General features: G+C 65.1%; 16 protein-coding genes. 9 read left to right on the top strand and 7 right to left on the bottom strand.

The genetic code is table 11. The features are described from left to right. Positions 1-3 precede the first annotated feature (3 nt). From GYB81_RS20655 to GYB81_RS20640, 4 genes are all read right to left on the bottom strand, one after another. On the bottom strand, positions 4-348 hold the full coding sequence (locus tag GYB81_RS20655; RefSeq protein WP_161867442.1) for a DUF5629 family protein: 345 nt from the start codon (positions 346-348) through the stop codon (positions 4-6). Between the two features lie 16 nt (positions 349-364). Beyond that, positions 365-1,006 carry an oxidoreductase gene (locus tag GYB81_RS20650; RefSeq protein ID WP_161867443.1) on the bottom strand — a complete coding sequence of 214 codons (642 nt, stop codon included), beginning with the start codon at positions 1,004-1,006 and terminating at the stop codon, positions 365-367. A 30-nt stretch (positions 1,007-1,036) separates the two neighbouring features. Then, positions 1,037-2,761, bottom strand: a complete 1,725-nt coding sequence (locus tag GYB81_RS20645) for a C13 family peptidase (RefSeq protein WP_161867444.1) — start codon at positions 2,759-2,761, stop codon at positions 1,037-1,039. Between the two features lie 149 nt (positions 2,762-2,910). Beyond that, the gene (locus GYB81_RS20640; RefSeq protein WP_161897943.1) at positions 2,911-3,366 is read right to left on the bottom strand and encodes a MaoC family dehydratase; all 456 of its coding nucleotides are present in this window, start codon (positions 3,364-3,366) and stop codon (positions 2,911-2,913) included. 399 nt (positions 3,367-3,765) lie between these two features. Here GYB81_RS20640 and GYB81_RS20635 point away from each other — a divergent pair, with 399 nt between their 5' ends. The 3 genes from GYB81_RS20635 to GYB81_RS20625 are packed head-to-tail and all read left to right on the top strand — an operon-like array spanning position 3,766 to position 5,477. Next, on the top strand, positions 3,766-4,125 hold the full coding sequence (locus tag GYB81_RS20635; RefSeq protein WP_161867446.1) for a CidA/LrgA family protein: 360 nt from the start codon (positions 3,766-3,768) through the stop codon (positions 4,123-4,125). Next, positions 4,122-4,838 carry an LrgB family protein gene (locus tag GYB81_RS20630; protein WP_161867447.1) on the top strand — a complete coding sequence of 239 codons (717 nt, stop codon included), beginning with the start codon at positions 4,122-4,124 and terminating at the stop codon, positions 4,836-4,838. The genes GYB81_RS20635 and GYB81_RS20630 overlap by 4 nt, the downstream gene beginning before the upstream one ends. Positions 4,839-4,892: 54 nt before the next feature. Continuing rightward, complete coding sequence (locus GYB81_RS20625; protein WP_161867448.1) at positions 4,893-5,477, top strand: LON peptidase substrate-binding domain-containing protein; 585 nt, start codon at positions 4,893-4,895, stop codon at positions 5,475-5,477. Positions 5,478-5,486: 9 nt separating this feature from the next. Here the strand turns inward: GYB81_RS20625 and GYB81_RS20620 are convergent, their stop codons facing one another. Further along, complete coding sequence (locus GYB81_RS20620) at positions 5,487-6,803, bottom strand: bifunctional DedA family/phosphatase PAP2 family protein (RefSeq protein ID WP_161867449.1); 1,317 nt, start codon at positions 6,801-6,803, stop codon at positions 5,487-5,489. Then, a complete protein-coding gene (locus tag GYB81_RS20615) occupies positions 6,800-7,516 on the bottom strand; it encodes a DNA-3-methyladenine glycosylase (RefSeq protein ID WP_161867450.1) in 717 nt (238 codons plus the stop codon). The genes GYB81_RS20620 and GYB81_RS20615 overlap by 4 nt, the downstream gene beginning before the upstream one ends. A gap of 66 nt (positions 7,517-7,582) precedes the next feature. On the opposite strand from GYB81_RS20615, the gene GYB81_RS20610 reads away from it, so the two are divergent. After that, positions 7,583-8,437 (top strand): class I SAM-dependent methyltransferase, encoded by an 855-nt coding sequence (locus GYB81_RS20610; protein WP_161867451.1) that lies wholly within the window; start codon positions 7,583-7,585, stop codon positions 8,435-8,437. A 39-nt stretch (positions 8,438-8,476) separates the two neighbouring features. Here the strand turns inward: GYB81_RS20610 and GYB81_RS20605 are convergent, their stop codons facing one another. Continuing rightward, positions 8,477-9,706, bottom strand: a complete 1,230-nt coding sequence (locus GYB81_RS20605; RefSeq protein ID WP_161867452.1) for an alpha/beta fold hydrolase — start codon at positions 9,704-9,706, stop codon at positions 8,477-8,479. A 299-nt stretch (positions 9,707-10,005) separates the two neighbouring features. On the opposite strand from GYB81_RS20605, the gene GYB81_RS20600 reads away from it, so the two are divergent. The 5 genes from GYB81_RS20600 to mrdA all read left to right on the top strand — a co-directional run bounded on the left by GYB81_RS20600 (position 10,006) and on the right by mrdA (position 14,730). Continuing rightward, on the top strand, positions 10,006-11,271 hold the full coding sequence (locus GYB81_RS20600) for a glutamate-5-semialdehyde dehydrogenase (RefSeq protein WP_161867453.1): 1,266 nt from the start codon (positions 10,006-10,008) through the stop codon (positions 11,269-11,271). Continuing rightward, complete coding sequence (gene nadD, locus GYB81_RS20595) at positions 11,272-11,931, top strand: nicotinate-nucleotide adenylyltransferase (protein WP_161867454.1); 660 nt, start codon at positions 11,272-11,274, stop codon at positions 11,929-11,931. 65 nt (positions 11,932-11,996) lie between these two features. Further along, complete coding sequence (gene rsfS, locus GYB81_RS20590) at positions 11,997-12,350, top strand: ribosome silencing factor (RefSeq protein WP_026042034.1); 354 nt, start codon at positions 11,997-11,999, stop codon at positions 12,348-12,350. Between the two features lie 9 nt (positions 12,351-12,359). Beyond that, a complete protein-coding gene (gene rlmH / locus GYB81_RS20585; RefSeq protein ID WP_161867455.1) occupies positions 12,360-12,827 on the top strand; it encodes a 23S rRNA (pseudouridine(1915)-N(3))-methyltransferase RlmH in 468 nt (155 codons plus the stop codon). A 10-nt stretch (positions 12,828-12,837) separates the two neighbouring features. Further along, complete coding sequence (gene mrdA, locus GYB81_RS20580; protein WP_161867456.1) at positions 12,838-14,730, top strand: penicillin-binding protein 2; 1,893 nt, start codon at positions 12,838-12,840, stop codon at positions 14,728-14,730. Positions 14,731-14,767 lie beyond the last annotated feature (37 nt).

Here is a 14,767-nt window from a genome sequence, read left to right as displayed (position 1 = left end):
GGTTCAGGCTTCGTCCTGCCCTTCATCGCCCTCATCGTTGTCGCCGCGATAGGCGGCAAAGCATTTGAGGGTATGACTGACTTCGCTGCCTTCGATCAACCAGCTGTCGTCCGTTTCGCTATAGCGCGCAGCCTGTACCGAAGCCAGGGAGAACTTCCACAGGCGGCGTTCGCGACCATCAATGCAGTGCACCTGCAGCAAGGGTTTGGCAGCGCTGTCGCTGCTTGCCGTACCGGCGCTGATCTGCGCCAGCAGTTCGGTGTCGAGGTCGAACTGCCAGGCATACAGGCCGTCGATCTCGAGCATGTCGGCGTCTTGCAGGGCCTCGATCAGGCTTGTCGGTTTCATCGCTTCATCCACGGCATCAGCGCCCCAGTCGGCGCAGGTCGGAAGACTCTATCACGCGCACACCGTCTTCCTCTTCCAGAGCCAGACGCCAGAGGGCGCGGGCCAGGGCGGAGGCGTCGATGCCACGGTACTTGCCTGGCAGCCAGCGCAGCAGGGGAGCCGCGAGGCGCTCGCCAAGACGAAACTCATGGCGTGCCCCGAGCAGCAGCGACGGACGGGCGATGGTCAGTTGTGGCCAGTCCATGGCTTTCAACGCTTGCTCGGTCTCGCCCTTGACGCGGTTGTAGAACACGGACGAGTTGGGATTGGCGCCCAGCGCACTGATCACCACCAGATGCCGTGCCCCCAGCTCGCGAGCGCGACGGGCGAAAGCCAGCACCAGGTCGTGGTCGACGGCGCGAAAGGCCTCCTGCGAGCCGGCCTGCTTGATGGTGCTGCCCAGGCAGCAGAAGGCGGTATCGACCTGGCCGGATAGTTGCGGCAGCAGTGCCTGCAGATCACCCACCGGGTTTTCCAGATGCGGATGGGCGGCCAGTGGTCGACGGGTCGGCGCCAGCACGCGGGCGACCGTCGGCTCGCTGAGCAGGCGGTCGAGCAGGTGCTCACCGGTGAGTCCGGTGGCGCCGGCGATAAGAATGTGCTGCGGGGTCAGGTACATGCAATTGTCTCTTGTCCGTTACAGTTCAGCTTAGTCCTTTGCCGGACCACTGGCCACGGCACCGAGCGCGCGCTCGGCCTGGCTCTGACGCAGATCGCGCCAGTGCTGGAGTACGCCGCGTGGCGCCCAGATCTGCGGTTCGGAAGGCTCGAAGCCATCGCTCTGCTCACGCTCGGCGACGCGTTCCTTGGCCAGTTCGAAGGCCCGTTCCAGGTTGTCGGTTTCGCCCAGAGCCTCGGCAAACAGGGCGCGGCCGAAATAGGTGAAGTCGTTCTCCTCGCTGCAGCCGAAGGAAACCCGGTCGGCGCGTGCGGCGGTCATCACCAGGGTCTTTTCGTCTTTCAGTGGTGGGATGAAACCGCCGGAGTAGCAAGCCGAAATCACCACCACCTTGTTGCGTTGCTTGAGTGGCGCCAGCAGCGCCGCCAGCTCGCTGGCCGGCAGGTCGGCAAGTTGCAGGCGCGGCTGGTCGAGATTGAGTTCGTGGCGGCGCGAGCCATGGCTGGTCAGGTAGATGAAGATCAGATCTTCCTCGCCACTGCGTTCGGCAAGAGCCTGGACCGCGCGAGTAAGGTTCTCGCGCGTAGCCAGCGGACGGTCGGCGAGATGATCACGGTGGTTGACCAGGTCGATGCTGCCGTAGGCGCCAAAACGATCGCGCATCAGCCTGCTGACATAGTCGGCCTCGCGCATGAATACGCTCTGCTTGCCGTCACCCGCCAGGGTCAGCGCATAGAGTTCGCGTGCCGGTGTCGAGGCGGGGAGTGCGGCGATGGCCTCATCGAGCAGCTGTCCCTGTCGCAGCAGACCCAGCTCGAGGCTGTCGGGCAACACCTGGCCCTGTTCGTCACGTATCAGTCGCCCGCCTTGCCAGGTGCCGGACTGGCGACTGCCATCGGCCAGAGTCAGGGTGCCCTCGCCATTGTATTCACCGCCGGAAAAATGGCCGCGGTAGGCGCTGCCGTCGGGTCGGGTGAGCAGGCCTTGGCCTTGGTACTGCCAGTCGGCGAATTCGCCGAGGTAGCGCGTGCCGTCGCCGTCGGTGTATTCGCCGGGCCCCTGCATCACGCCTTCGACGAACTCTCCGGCCCAGGTCTCGCCGCTGGCGCTCTGGTAGCGGCCCTTGCCATGGAACTCGTCATTCTTGAACCCGCCGCTATAGTTGTCGCCATCGGCGTTGTGGTAGCTGCCCTGGCCGCTGAGCAGGCCCTGCGCGAATACGCCGCTGAACTGGTTGCCATAGGCGTCGATGCGTACACCCTGGCCTTCCGGCTGACCCTTGACGAACTGGCCCTGGAAGCTGCTGCCGTCGGCCATTTCCAATTTGCCCAGGCCGTGGAAGCGGTCGTTGAGAAATTCGCCCTGGTAGCGCTGGCCGCCCTGTTCCAGCAGGCCGACGCCGCTGAATCTGTTGCGTTCGAACCCCCCTTCGTAGCGGCTGCCATCGCTGTAGGTCAGGGTACCCTGGCCGTGGAACATGCCTTCATGAAACTCGCCCAGATAGTGCTCGCCACCGGGGCCCTGCCACTCGCCGCTGCCTTCGAGCATGCCGTCCTTGAACTGGCCGACGAACCAGCTGCCATTGCGGTAGTCCAGACGTCCCGGGCCTTGCAGCAACCCGTCGACGATCTCGCCGCGATACTGGCCGCCATCGGGCAGGGTGGCATTGGCCGGCAACAGCGGGCGCGCTTCCTCGCAACCGGCGATCAGCAGGGACAGGCAAAGAGGCAGCAGGCGCAGGGCAAGGGGGTTCATGGCGGACGTCCAGGTCGGTGCTTTGCTCCGCAGTATGCCGCAAGCCTGCAGGCTTGCGCTGCCGAGTCGCACGCTTTACGGATGCAGGATCGCTCCCGCTCCGGCGCATGGCACGGAAAACGGGAGCGACAGAGGATGCCCGGGTGGGATCAGACGAAGCAGAGGGTCATCGGCTCGGCGACATAGGCCGGTTTCTCCTGGCCTTCGATCTCCAGCACGGCGCGGGCCTTGAGCAGCCACTGGCCGGGGTTCTTCTCGGTGGCGTCGGTCAGGGTGACCACCAGGCGCACCTTAGAGTTGACCTTGACCGGCTGGATGAAGCGCACGCTGTCGAGGCCGTAGTTCACTGCCATCTTCAGCCCCTGCGGCATGATCATGATCTTTTCCATCAGCATTGGCACCAGCGACAGCGAGAGGAAGCCGTGGGCGATGGTGGTGCCGAAGGGGGTCTGTTTGGCCTTTTCCGGGTCGACGTGGATGAACTGGTGGTCGCCGGTACACTCGGCGAACTGGTTGATGCGCTCCTGATCGATGGTCAGCCACTCGGACTTGCCGAGTTCCTTGCCAACGTGGTCCTTGAGCTCTGCTACGGGTACGAACGGCATAGTTCCTCCTTGAGGACGCGGGTGTTTTTCTTGTGTGCGTGGAACCGTTGCGGCCTAGATCAGCACGGGGGCGACCGCGGGTCAAGCCTGCCCAGGCGGACTGAATGATGCGGCATAGGTCAGCCTGACGAAGCAATACAGAGGCCAGCGAAGGTGCATAGCGCCTATAATGGCCGACATGCCCTCAATAGATGCCCGGAATCCCCTCTAGTAGGCCGCTGAAAAACTACCTGCGTGGTCATTGCTGCGTTAAAAACAGGCTCAAAATGCTCATTTACAGCTCGTAAACTCCGCTTTTTCGCCTGTTTTTGCCTTGCACTGACTGCCTCGCCTACATTTTTCAACGGCCTACTCGCGAGCGGAAGCGCGGCCATCGCTCGTCTTGTGGAGACCTCAAACATGCTGCTTCGCGGCCTTTCCTGGCTGGTGCTGTGCCAGCTGCTGGGTACCGTTCTTAACGTGCTGCTGTTACCGATGCTGCCTGGGCCGATCATCGGCATGCTGCTGCTGTTCGTCTTTCTTGTCGTCCGTGGCGAGGTGGGCGAGCCGCTCAGCGTGGCGTCCAGCAGTCTGCTCAAGTACCTGCCGCTGATCCTGGTACCGCCCGCGGTGGGTGTGATGGCCTATGCCAGTGATATTGCCGCCGATTTCTGGGCGGTGGTCGGCGCGCTGGTGCTGTCGCTGCTGGTATCGCTGGCCTTCGCCGGCTGGCTGATGCAGAAACTGATCGAGCGCCAGCAGCGCCGGGAGGACGCATGAGCCCCGATTGGCAGGGCGCCTGGCAGGCGCTGACCCATCACCCGCTGTTCGGTATCGGCATCACCCTCGGTGCCTATCAGTTGGCCATGGCCGCCTACGAGCGCACCCGCTGGGTATTCCTGCAGCCGGTGTTGGTCTCGATGCTCACGGTCATCGGCATCCTGCTGCTGTGCCGCCTGAGCTTCGCCGAATACCGCAGCAGCGTCGCGGCGCTGACCCTGCTGCTCGGCCCGGCCACCGTGGCCCTGGCCGTGCCGCTGTATTTGAACCTGCGGCGGATTCGCCAGCTGTTCTGGCCCATCATCCTCACCCTGCTGATCGCCGGTACCTTCGCTACCGTGCTCGGGGCAGGGCTGGCCTGGTTGTTCGGTGCCGAGCGGCTGATGCTGATGAGTATGGCGCCCAAATCGGTGACCTCGCCGATCGCCATGCTGGTGGCGGATCAGATCGGTGGTATCGCGGCGCTGGCAGCGGTGTTCGTGATGATCACCGGTGTCATCGGCGCCATCGTCGGGCCGTCCATTCTGCGTCTGTGCCGGGTTCATCACCCGGCGGCGCAGGGCATGGCGCTGGGCATCACCGCCCACGCCGTGGGCACGGCGCGCGCACTGCAGGAGAGCGACGAGTGCGGCGCCTTCGCGGCGCTGGCGATGAGTCTGATGGGGGTGATCACTGCCGTGCTCTTGCCTCTGGCGATCGTCATGTTCCTGTGAGAGTCTGACTGACCATCCCTGATGCCCCGGATCGAGTTGATACAGGCCGCGCTCATGACTCTCCCGCTGTTCCCGCTCAACACCGTATTGTTCCCCGGCTGTGTGCTCGATCTGCAGATATTCGAGGCGCGCTATCTGGACATGATCAGCCGCTGCATGAAGCAGGGCACGGGGTTCGGCGTGGTGTGCATCGTCGAGGGCGAGGAAGTGGGCGAAGCCGCCAGCCGCTTCGCGGCCATTGGTTGTGAGGCGCTGGTGCGTGACTTTCAACAGCGCACCAATGGACTGCTGGGTATTCGTGTCGAGGGCGGGCGGCGCTTTCGCGTCGAGCGTGCCCAGGTTCTGCCTGACCAGCTGACCGTTGCCGATGTGCAGTGGCTGCAGGAGCCGCCAGACTGCCCGCTGCAGGCCGAGCATGCCGACCTTGCCGCCCTGCACGCCGCATTGGCCGAACATCCGCTGGTGGAGGAGCTGGCCATGGCGGGGGTGGTTACCGGCCAGCAGCAACTGGCCAATCAACTGGCTTACCTGTTGCCGCTGGAGCCGGCGCAGAAGCTGCAGCTGCTTGCGCTCGATGACCCGGCCCAGCGCCTGGACCAGCTGCACACCATGCTGGAAATGCTTCAGGGGGATGCCTGAAGCGACGCGTCAGTAGGCGTAGCGCAGCAGCGCATTGGACAGCTGCCAGGTCGCCATACCGCCCAGTACCGCGATGCAGGCGGGCAGGATGACCCACCACAGACGCGCGGGCAGTGCCGGCAGTACCTCGCGGCGCTGGCACAGCGTCAGGCTCAGGCCACAAATGGCCGAGGCCAGCAGGGCGCCGGCGATGATGTCGCTGGGCCAGTGCACGCCCAGGTAAATCCGCGACAGGGCAATCGCTGCGGCCGGCAGACAGGCTACCACCAGCCAGGCCAGGCGCAGGCGTGCCGATTGTCCGCGTCCGGCCAGCACCCCCAGCACCAGAAAGAAGGCAAAGGCTGCCGAGCTGTGGCCGCTGGGAAAGCTGAAGGTGGTCAGCGGTTCGCTCAGCACGTCGGGGCGTGCCCGGGCGAAGCCATGCTTGAGGGTGCTGTTGCCGATGGCCGTGACCAGCAGGGTCGAACCGGCGAATAGCAGATGACGCCAGCGTCGTGCCAGCAGCAGCAGGGTGCACAACAGCGCGGCCGCGACCAGCTGGATATGGAAGTCGCCCAGTCGGGTCAGGGTGCCGATCCATCGGTCCAGGTGTACCTCACGCTGCTCCTGCACCAGGGTCATCAGGCCCTGATCCAGCGCATCGAGATGCGGCCAGCCGATGACAATGGCCAGGAGCAGCGCCAGGCTGAGACCGCCACCCAGCAGGCTGGCCCGCTGTTTTTCCGCCAGGCTGGCCTGGATGGTCAGCAGCAGGATCACGCCGATGCCGGCCAGCAGCACCGCCGCCTCGGTCCAGAAACCTTCCGCCATCGGCAGACGCAGTGCAGCGCCGGTGGCCCAGCCCGGCAACAGGTAGGCCAGGGCCCAGCCGGCCGCCGCCACCAGGCTGACCAGGATGAAGCGCAGCGGCGGCATGTCCAGCATGCCGGCGACCAAGGGCAGCATCGGCCGCAGCGGGCCGATGAAACGCCCGACCAGCAGGCTGGCCACCCCGTAATGGCGGAAATACAGCTCGGCGCGCATGATCCACTGCGGGTGGTGGCGCAGCACCGGCAGGCGGCCGATGTTGCGCTTGAAACGCCTGCCCAGCGCGTAGGAAATCATGTCGCCACACAGTGCACCGGCGTAGGCCAGCAGCAGCGTATGCCACAACGTCAGTACGCCGCTGCCGGCCAGCAGCGCGACGCTGAACAGCAGCACCACGCCGGGCAGCACGATACCTACCAGCGCCAGGCATTCGAGCAGGGCGATGAGGAAGATCGCCATTCCCAGCCACTGCGGGTTGCCACCCAGCCAGGTGGTCAGGTTGTCCAGCCAGACGCTCATTGTTCTGCTCCCGAAACGCTCAACAATCGATAATCACGGCCTTCGACCTGTCCACGGCGCAAAGGGTTGCGCGTGCAATGGCGGGCGTATAGCGCGTCGACGAAACGGTACGGCAGGTGTTCGTCGCGCCCCAGGGGAATGCCCAGGCGCGCGCACTGGATGATCGAATGCGGCCTTTCGCCGACGTCCTCGACGAACAATCGCTGCAGATCGAAGCGGCGTGCATCCCAGTCCGTTACCTTCAGGCCCAGCGCCTTGCACAGCAGGGTCTGCCCGGCGCACAGGCGCTCGGGCGCACGCGGACGGCCAAGGCTGTCCGGGTTGTTGCACTGCATCGCAGCAAGCGAGTCGGCGCCGCTGATGGCATCGACCCAGGGATGCGCGGATTTGATCAGCACCGCGTTGCCGGGACCAAAGGCGCTGAAGTTCAGCGAATCGCCGCCGCGTGCGTAATACATATAAATGTGCCCGCCATCGGCGAACAGCGCCTTGCGTTTCTCGGTGTAGCCGAGCGAGGCGTGGCTGCCCTTGTCCACCAGGTAATAGGCCTCGGTCTCGATGATCCGTGCGCTCAGCCAGCGCTTGCCGACGCGGTGACGAATCACCTTGCCGAGCAGCTCGCGGGCGAGCAACTGCGCATCGCGGTCGAAGAAGGTGTCGGGCAACGGTCTGGCGCCGGGCCAGGGCAAACTAAGGGTGGGTTCGGCGGGCATGATCTGTCGAAGGCGCTCGCAGCGTTCTAATCTGGGGCCGCGAGCATAACAACAAGAACCTTAAAGATGCCTGAACGTTCCCGCGCCAGCAGCGCCCATATCAGTCCTTCGGCGCATTACACCGGCTACGTCTGGTATCGCCACCGCTTGGCCGAACCGGCGTTCGCCACCGCCTTCGGCCGCTTCGTGCACAAGCTGCTGTGGCCCGTCACCTGGGGCGCCAGGGCCGGTTTTGGCCTGGATATAGAGGCTTTTCTGCTGCAGCGCCATCTGCAGATCGACGCGCAACTGACTGAGGCCATCGAGCAGCAGGGGGTACGCCAGGTGGTGGAAATTGCCTGTGGCCTGTCGCCCCGTGGACGGCGCTTCTGCTCGCGCTATCCACACCTTCGTTATCTGGAGGCGGACCTGCCCGCCATGGCCGCACGCAAGCGTCTGCTGTTACACGGCGAAGGCTGGCTGGACGGCCGGCACCAGGTGCGCGCTGTGGATATCCTGGCCGAACGCGGTAATCAGCGCCTGAGTGCGCTGTTCGCGGATCTCGATCGCACTCAGCCGGTGGTGGTGATCACCGAGGGGCTGGTCAACTATTTCCCGTTGGCGCTGATCGAGGGCTTCTGGAGCCGGCTCGCCAAAGAGCTTGGCGAGTTCCCCGCTGCTATCTACCTGACCGAGCTTTATCCGGATCTGCGTGAGCACCCGCGCTACCGTCAGCTGCGTTGGAGCGTCGATCTGATCGGCCGGTTGACCCGCGGCAGTTACCCGCTGCATTACCGTAATCATGACGAGATCGACGCGGGCTTCCGGCGTTGCGGCTTCGCTCAGGTGCAGGTGCTCGATCCCAGTGCCGACGCCACCCGTCTGGGGCTCGCGCCTTCACGCCTGCCCGGACTGGTGCGGGTGATTCAGGCGCGGACCTAGGAAGCGCTGCGCTCCGCGGCTGTGCCGGCTTATTACGATCTAGGCGCAGGCCGCGGCCGGCAGCGGCGGCTGATGGATGTGATCGGCCAGCGCCAGGCTGGCCACAGCATCGGTATGCGGGAAGACGAAGGCCAGCCCCTGGTCGTCGTGCCGCAGTGGCAGCAGAGGCTGGCTCGGCAGGTCGGCCTGGCTCAGCTGCCACCCACGCAGCGGCAGGTCTCGTGGCAGGTCGCCCCGCAGCAGCCCGCCGAAGAAGCCCAGCTCGCTCAACTCCACCGTCCATCGCCGGCCTTCGACATGGTGCAGCAGCGCCTGGCGCTGGCGCGGCGTCAGACGCGGTTCGCAGCGTTTCTCCAGCCGCAGCAGCTGCTCTTTGTGCAGGCGAGTGCTGCCCGCGCTGCGCATAGGCAGCGGACGCTCGCCAAGGAAGGGGCGATACAGCGCTGCGCAGGCCTCGCGCTGTTCGAACTGGGCAAGGTGATCGGCATGGTGGATCAGCACGCAGTCGGCGCTGGTGCAGGCTGCTGCGAAATGGGCGTGCTCCCAGGGTTGGGTGAAGTGATCGTGCTCGCCGGCCAGTATCAGGGTCGGGCATTGCGGGTGCTGGCTGAAGCCGCCGAAAGCCAGCAGACGCTGGCTGTTCTGCCGGTAACGTTCCACCTCGATTGGTGACAGGCGTTGAATCTGCCGTAGCAACGCCTTGCGAAATACCGGGGAAATGCCGGTCGCCTGCAGTCGCAGTGGGTTGAGCAGACCGCTCAGCGCACCCTGGGCGAACTCGCCGATGCGTCCTTCTGCGAGCAGCGCCAGGCTTTCCTCCAGCATCCGCCGCGCGCCGGGACGGCCGAAGGCGGTGATGCCGGCCAGCAGCAGGCGCGCGCAGCGCTGCGGATGGCGTGCGGCGAACAGCGCCGCCAGCGCCGAGCCGTAGGACAGGCCGATGGGCATTAGCGGCGGCAATTGCAGTTGTTCGGCGAAGGCGGCGATCAGGTCGGCCAGCTGTTCCAGACCGAGCTCGGGGGCCAGCTGCAGATTGCTACCCTGGCTGGGCAGGTCGAGCAGGATCACTGGATGCTCGCGTAGCAGCTCGTCGACCTCTGCAGCAAATGAACGAAAGCTCTGGAAGGCCCCGCCGAGCATCAGGACCGGCGCGCGGCCATCGCGCTGGCGGGCGGAATAGGCCTGGTAGTGCAGGCGCCAGCCGGCGATCTCGATGACTTCGGGCGGGCTGGCGAGCAAGGCGGCGCTGTAGTCGGTGCGGTAACGCATGGGGCACTCCAGTCTCTGTTGTGTTCTTCTGGTGGGGCGGCATGCGCTGCCGTCTCGCCGGGTCGGCAAAACCTCGATTGCAAGGTAAACATCGTGCGGCGATTTGTTTACCCAACCTTCGGGCGGCCCCTGCCTGCGAGTGTCACCGTTGCAGGTGCGGCGCTTGCGTGGCGCGGCTGCGGGCGTTACCGCGGGCGCTAAGCGGACGCGCTGTCTACCGCTTGCCAGACGCCGCTGGGCGCGGCCTTGCGAGCCCGCTATAATCAGCCCCTTTTTCCAACTGCCAGACCTCCGCCGCCATGACCGAGTCCGTGCACGCTTACATGACCCGCCTGGGCCAGGCCGCCCGCCAGGCTTCCAGGGTGCTTGCCCGCGCCAGCACCGCGCAGAAGAATCGCGCGCTGCAGGCCGCCGCCAACGCCCTCGACGCCGCTCGCGCCGAACTGACTGCCGCCAACGAACTGGACCTGGCCGCTGCCCGCGCCAGCGGTCTGGAACCGGCCATGGTCGACCGCCTGGCGCTGACGCCGAAGGTGATCGACAGCATGATCGAAGGGCTGCGCCAGGTGGCGACCCTGCCCGATCCGATCGGCGAGATTCAGGGCATGCGCTACCTGCCGTCCGGCATCCAGGTCGGCAAGATGCGTGTGCCGCTGGGCGTGATCGGCATCATCTACGAGTCGCGTCCGAACGTGACCATCGATGCCGCCAGCCTGTGCCTGAAGTCCGGCAACGCCACCATCCTGCGTGGCGGTTCCGAGGCTATTCACTCCAACCAGGCGATTGCCCGCTGCATCCAGCAGGGCCTGGCCGAAGCGGATCTGCCGGCAGCCGCCGTGCAGGTGGTGGAGACCACCGACCGCGCCGCAGTCGGTGAGCTGATCACCATGCCCGAGTACGTCGATGTGATCGTCCCGCGCGGTGGCAAGGGCCTGATCGAGCGCATCAGTCGCGACGCCAAGGTACCGGTGATCAAGCACCTGGACGGCGTTTGCCACGTCTATGTCGACGTTGCCGCCGATCTCGACAAGGCCATCCGCGTCTGCGACAACGCCAAGACCCAGCGCTACTCGCCGTGCAATGCCATGGAGACCCTGCTGGTGCATCAGGCCATCGCCGCACGTGTGCTGCCGCCGCTGGCTGCCATCTACCGTGACAAGGGCGTGGAGCTGCGTGGCGATGTCGCTACCCGCGAACTGCTTGGTAACGACGTGCTGGAAGCGAGCGAGGATGACTGGTTCGCCGAGTACAACGCGCCGATCCTGGCCATTCGCATCGTCGACTCGCTGGATGCGGCCATTGAGCACATCAATCATTACGGCTCGCAGCACACCGACTCGATCATCACCGAGAACTTCAGCGATGCGCGGCGTTTCCTCACCGAGGTGGATTCTTCCTCGGTGATGGTCAATGCCTCGACCCGCTTTGCCGATGGTTTCGAGTACGGCCTGGGTGCGGAGATCGGTATTTCCACCGACAAGCTGCACGCACGCGGACCGGTCGGCCTGGAAGGCCTGACCAGCGAGAAGTACGTGGTCTTCGGCGACGGACACATTCGCACATAAATGAAACGGATCGGCGCCCGACGCATCGGCCTGCTCGGCGGTACCTTCAACCCGGTGCATATCGGGCATTTGCGTGCGGCGCTGGAAGTGGCCGAGTTCATGGCACTGGACGAGCTGCGGCTGATCCCCAGCGCCAGGCCGCCGCACCGCGATACGCCGCAGGCGACGGCCGAACAGCGTCTGGCCATGGTCGAACTGGCGGTCACCGGCGAACCGCGGCTGGCGGTCGATGACCGCGAGCTGCGTCGCGACAAGCCGTCGTACACGGTGGACACCCTGGAGTCGGTGCGTGCCGAGCTGGCGGCGGACGATCAGCTGTTTTTGCTGCTTGGCTGGGATGCCTTCTGCAGCTTGCCGAGCTGGCATCGCTGGCAGGAATTGCTCGAGCACTGCCATCTGCTGGTGCTGCAGCGGCCGGACGCCGACAGCGAAGCGCCGGAGGCGCTGCGCGATCTGCTGGCCGCGCGCAGTGTCAGCGACCCGCTGAGCCTGGAGGGCGCAGGCGGGCAAATCAGTTTCATCTGGCAGACTCCGTTGGCGATTTCCGCCACGCAGATTCGCCATTTACTGGCAACCGGCCGCTCGGCGCGTTATCTGCTGCCCGATGCGGTACTGGCCTACATCCAGGCGCACGACCTTTACCGTGCGCCCAATGCTTGAAACGCCGTGCAGGTGCGCTGGCGTCCATTACACGAGGCAAATGAGTTTTTATGAGTAAGCAGAACATGCCCAGCGACGAGCTGGTCAAGATCGCCGTGGCGGCGCTGGAAGAGATCAAGGCGACCGACATCACCGTGATCGACGTCAAGGACAAGACCAGCATCACCGATTTCATGGTGATCGCCAGCGGTAGCTCCAGCCGTCAGGTCAAGTCGCTGGTGGAAAACGTGCTGGAAAAGGTCAAGGAGCAGGGCGTACGCCCCATCGGTAGCGAAGGTCTGGACAGCGGCGAATGGGCCCTGCTCGACCTGGGCGACATCGTCGTCCACGTGATGCTGCCGACCGCGCGTCAGTTCTATGATCTGGAGCGCCTGTGGCAGGGCGCCGAGCAGAGCCGCGCCCAGCACTCGGCCGAGTAAGCGCTAGCCGTGCGAATCAAACTGATCGCTGTCGGTTCGCGCATGCCGCGTTGGGTCGAGGAGGGCTGGCAGGAGTACGTCAAGCGCCTGCCGGCCGAGCTGCCGCTGGAGCTGGTGGAAATTCCCCTCAATACCCGCGGCAAGAACGCCGATGTCGCCCGCCTGATCCGTCAGGAGGGTGAGGCCATGCTGAGCAAGGTGCAGCCCGGCGAACGTATCGTCACGCTGGAGGTCCATGGCAAGCCATGGAGCACCGAGCAACTGGCGACGGAGCTTGATCGCTGGCGTCTCGACGCGCGTAACGTCAACCTCATGGTCGGCGGCCCGGAAGGGCTGGCGCCGGAGGTCTGCGCGCGCAGCGAACAGCGCTGGTCGCTGTCGCCGCTGACCCTGCCGCATCCGCTGGTGCGCATCCTGCTTGGCGAGCAGATCTACCGAGCCTGGACCGTCTTGTCCGGTCACCCGTACCACAAGTGATCACCTAGTCATGCCGCAGCCGATTCGCCTCAAGGATCACGAAAAGGACGCTCGTCTGGTCAAGCGCCGGGTGCTCGTCGGCGGCGTGGCGATCATCCTGCTGACCTGCGTGCTGATCATGCGCATGTACTACCTGCAGGTGATCCAGTACGAGCATCACAGCACCCTGGCGGAGAACAACCGCATCCACGTGCAGCCGATCCCGCCGACCCGTGGGCTGATCTTCGACCGCAACGGCGTGATCATCGCCGACAACCGCCCCAGTTTCAGCCTGACCGTGACCCGCGAGCGTGCCGGTGACTGGCTCAGCGTGCTCGATACCGTGGTCGAGGTGCTGGAGCTTACCGAGGACGAGCGTGCGCTGTTCGAACGCCGCGTGCGCCAGGGGCGGCGCCCGTTCGAACCGGTACCGATCCTGTTCGAGCTCTCGGAGGAGCAGATCGCCCGCATCGCGGTCAACCAGTTCCGCCTGCCCGGCGTCGAGGTGGCCGCGCAGCTGGTACGGCATTACCCACAGCAGGAGCACTTCGCTCATTCGGTCGGCTATGTCGGGCGCATCAACGAGCAGGAGCTCAAGCGTCTCGATCCTACCGACTACGCCGGCACCCACCATATCGGCAAGACCGGTATCGAGCGCTTCTACGAAGACGAGCTGCACGGCGAAGTCGGCTATGAAGAGGTCGAGACCAATGCCCGTGGCCGTGTACTGCGCGTGCTCAATCGCATCGATCCGAAACCGGGCAAGGACATCGTCCTGAGCCTCGACGTGCACCTCCAGGAGGCCGCGGAGAACGCCCTGGGCGGTCGCCGTGGCGCGGTGGTGGCCATCGATCCGAACAACGGCGAAGTGTTGGCGATGGTCAGCCAGCCCAGCTTCGACCCCAACCCCTTCGTCACCGGTATCAGCTTCAAGGCCTATGGCGAGTTGCGCGACTCCATCGATCAGCCGTTGTACAACCGGGTACTGCGCGGTCTTTACCCGCCTGGCTCGACCATCAAGCCGATGGTTGCCGTGGCCGGCCTGGATGCCGGCGTGGTCACGCCCACCTCGCGGGTGTTCGACCCTGGCTTCTATCAGCTGCCCAACCACAGCCACAAGTACCGCAACTGGAACCGTACCGGTGACGGCTGGGTGGATCTGAACCTGGCCATCGCCCGTTCCAACGACACCTACTTCTACGATCTGGCGCACAAGATGGGCGTCGATCGCATGCACGACTACATGAGCCGCTTCGGCCTCGGTCAGCGCGTGGCGTTGGACATGTTCGAGGAAACCGCCGGTCTGATGCCTTCGCGCGACTGGAAGCGGGCGCGCTATCGCCAGCCCTGGTATCCGGGCGAGACGCTGATTCTCGGCATCGGCCAGGGCTATATGCAGACCACGCCGCTGCAGCTGGCGCAGGCCACCGCATTGATGGCCACGCGCGGCAAGTGGATCCGCCCGCACCTGGCCAAGAGCGTCGACGGTCGTCTGCCTGTAGACCCCAACCCGATGCCGGACATCGTGCTGCGCGACCCGAAATTCTGGGAGTACGGCATTCACGGCATGGAAGAGGTATTGCACGGCGCTCGCGGCACCGCACGCAAGGTTGGTGACAGCGCGGTCTACCGCATCGCCGGCAAGAGCGGTACGGCGCAGGTGGTGGCGATCAAGCAGGGCGAGAAATACGACCGCAACAAGGTGCAGGAACGCCACCGCGACCACGCCCTGTTCGTCGGTTTTGCCCCGGCGAACAACCCGCAGATTGCCATCGCGGTGATGGTCGAGAACGGCGAGTCCGGCTCTGGCGTCGCCGCGCCAGTGGTCAAGCAGGTGATGGACGCCTGGCTGCTGGACAAGGAAACCGGTCAGCTCAAGGCCGAGTTCGCGATGCCCAAGCCTGCCGAGGTCAGCCAGCGATGATAAGCAATTTCGACCGTACCCTGTCCGACGAGGACGT

Source organism: Pseudomonas yangonensis, from assembly GCF_009932725.1.
Classification (GTDB): Bacteria; Pseudomonadota; Gammaproteobacteria; order Pseudomonadales; family Pseudomonadaceae; genus Aquipseudomonas; species Aquipseudomonas yangonensis.
This window is presented reverse-complemented; position numbering and strand designations above follow the sequence as displayed.

Coding starts and splice junctions, on each gene's coding strand:
- GYB81_RS20630 (WP_161867447.1), top strand. CDS start 4,122: ATGAGCCCCGATTGGCAGGGCGCCTGGCAGGCGCTGACCCATCACCCG.
- GYB81_RS20605 (WP_161867452.1), bottom strand. CDS start 9,706: ATGCGTTACCGCACCGACTACAGCGCCGCCTTGCTCGCCAGCCCGCCC.
- nadD (WP_161867454.1), top strand. CDS start 11,272: ATGAAACGGATCGGCGCCCGACGCATCGGCCTGCTCGGCGGTACCTTC.
- rsfS (WP_026042034.1), top strand. CDS start 11,997: ATGCCCAGCGACGAGCTGGTCAAGATCGCCGTGGCGGCGCTGGAAGAG.
- GYB81_RS20640 (WP_161897943.1), bottom strand. CDS start 3,366: ATGCCGTTCGTACCCGTAGCAGAGCTCAAGGACCACGTTGGCAAGGAA.
- GYB81_RS20615 (WP_161867450.1), bottom strand. CDS start 7,516: ATGCCCGCCGAACCCACCCTTAGTTTGCCCTGGCCCGGCGCCAGACCG.
- GYB81_RS20650 (WP_161867443.1), bottom strand. CDS start 1,006: ATGTACCTGACCCCGCAGCACATTCTTATCGCCGGCGCCACCGGACTC.
- mrdA (WP_161867456.1), top strand. CDS start 12,838: ATGCCGCAGCCGATTCGCCTCAAGGATCACGAAAAGGACGCTCGTCTG.
- GYB81_RS20620 (WP_161867449.1), bottom strand. CDS start 6,803: ATGAGCGTCTGGCTGGACAACCTGACCACCTGGCTGGGTGGCAACCCG.
- GYB81_RS20600 (WP_161867453.1), top strand. CDS start 10,006: ATGACCGAGTCCGTGCACGCTTACATGACCCGCCTGGGCCAGGCCGCC.
- GYB81_RS20655 (WP_161867442.1), bottom strand. CDS start 348: ATGAAACCGACAAGCCTGATCGAGGCCCTGCAAGACGCCGACATGCTC.
- GYB81_RS20635 (WP_161867446.1), top strand. CDS start 3,766: ATGCTGCTTCGCGGCCTTTCCTGGCTGGTGCTGTGCCAGCTGCTGGGT.
- GYB81_RS20610 (WP_161867451.1), top strand. CDS start 7,583: ATGCCTGAACGTTCCCGCGCCAGCAGCGCCCATATCAGTCCTTCGGCG.
- GYB81_RS20645 (WP_161867444.1), bottom strand. CDS start 2,761: ATGAACCCCCTTGCCCTGCGCCTGCTGCCTCTTTGCCTGTCCCTGCTG.
- GYB81_RS20625 (WP_161867448.1), top strand. CDS start 4,893: ATGACTCTCCCGCTGTTCCCGCTCAACACCGTATTGTTCCCCGGCTGT.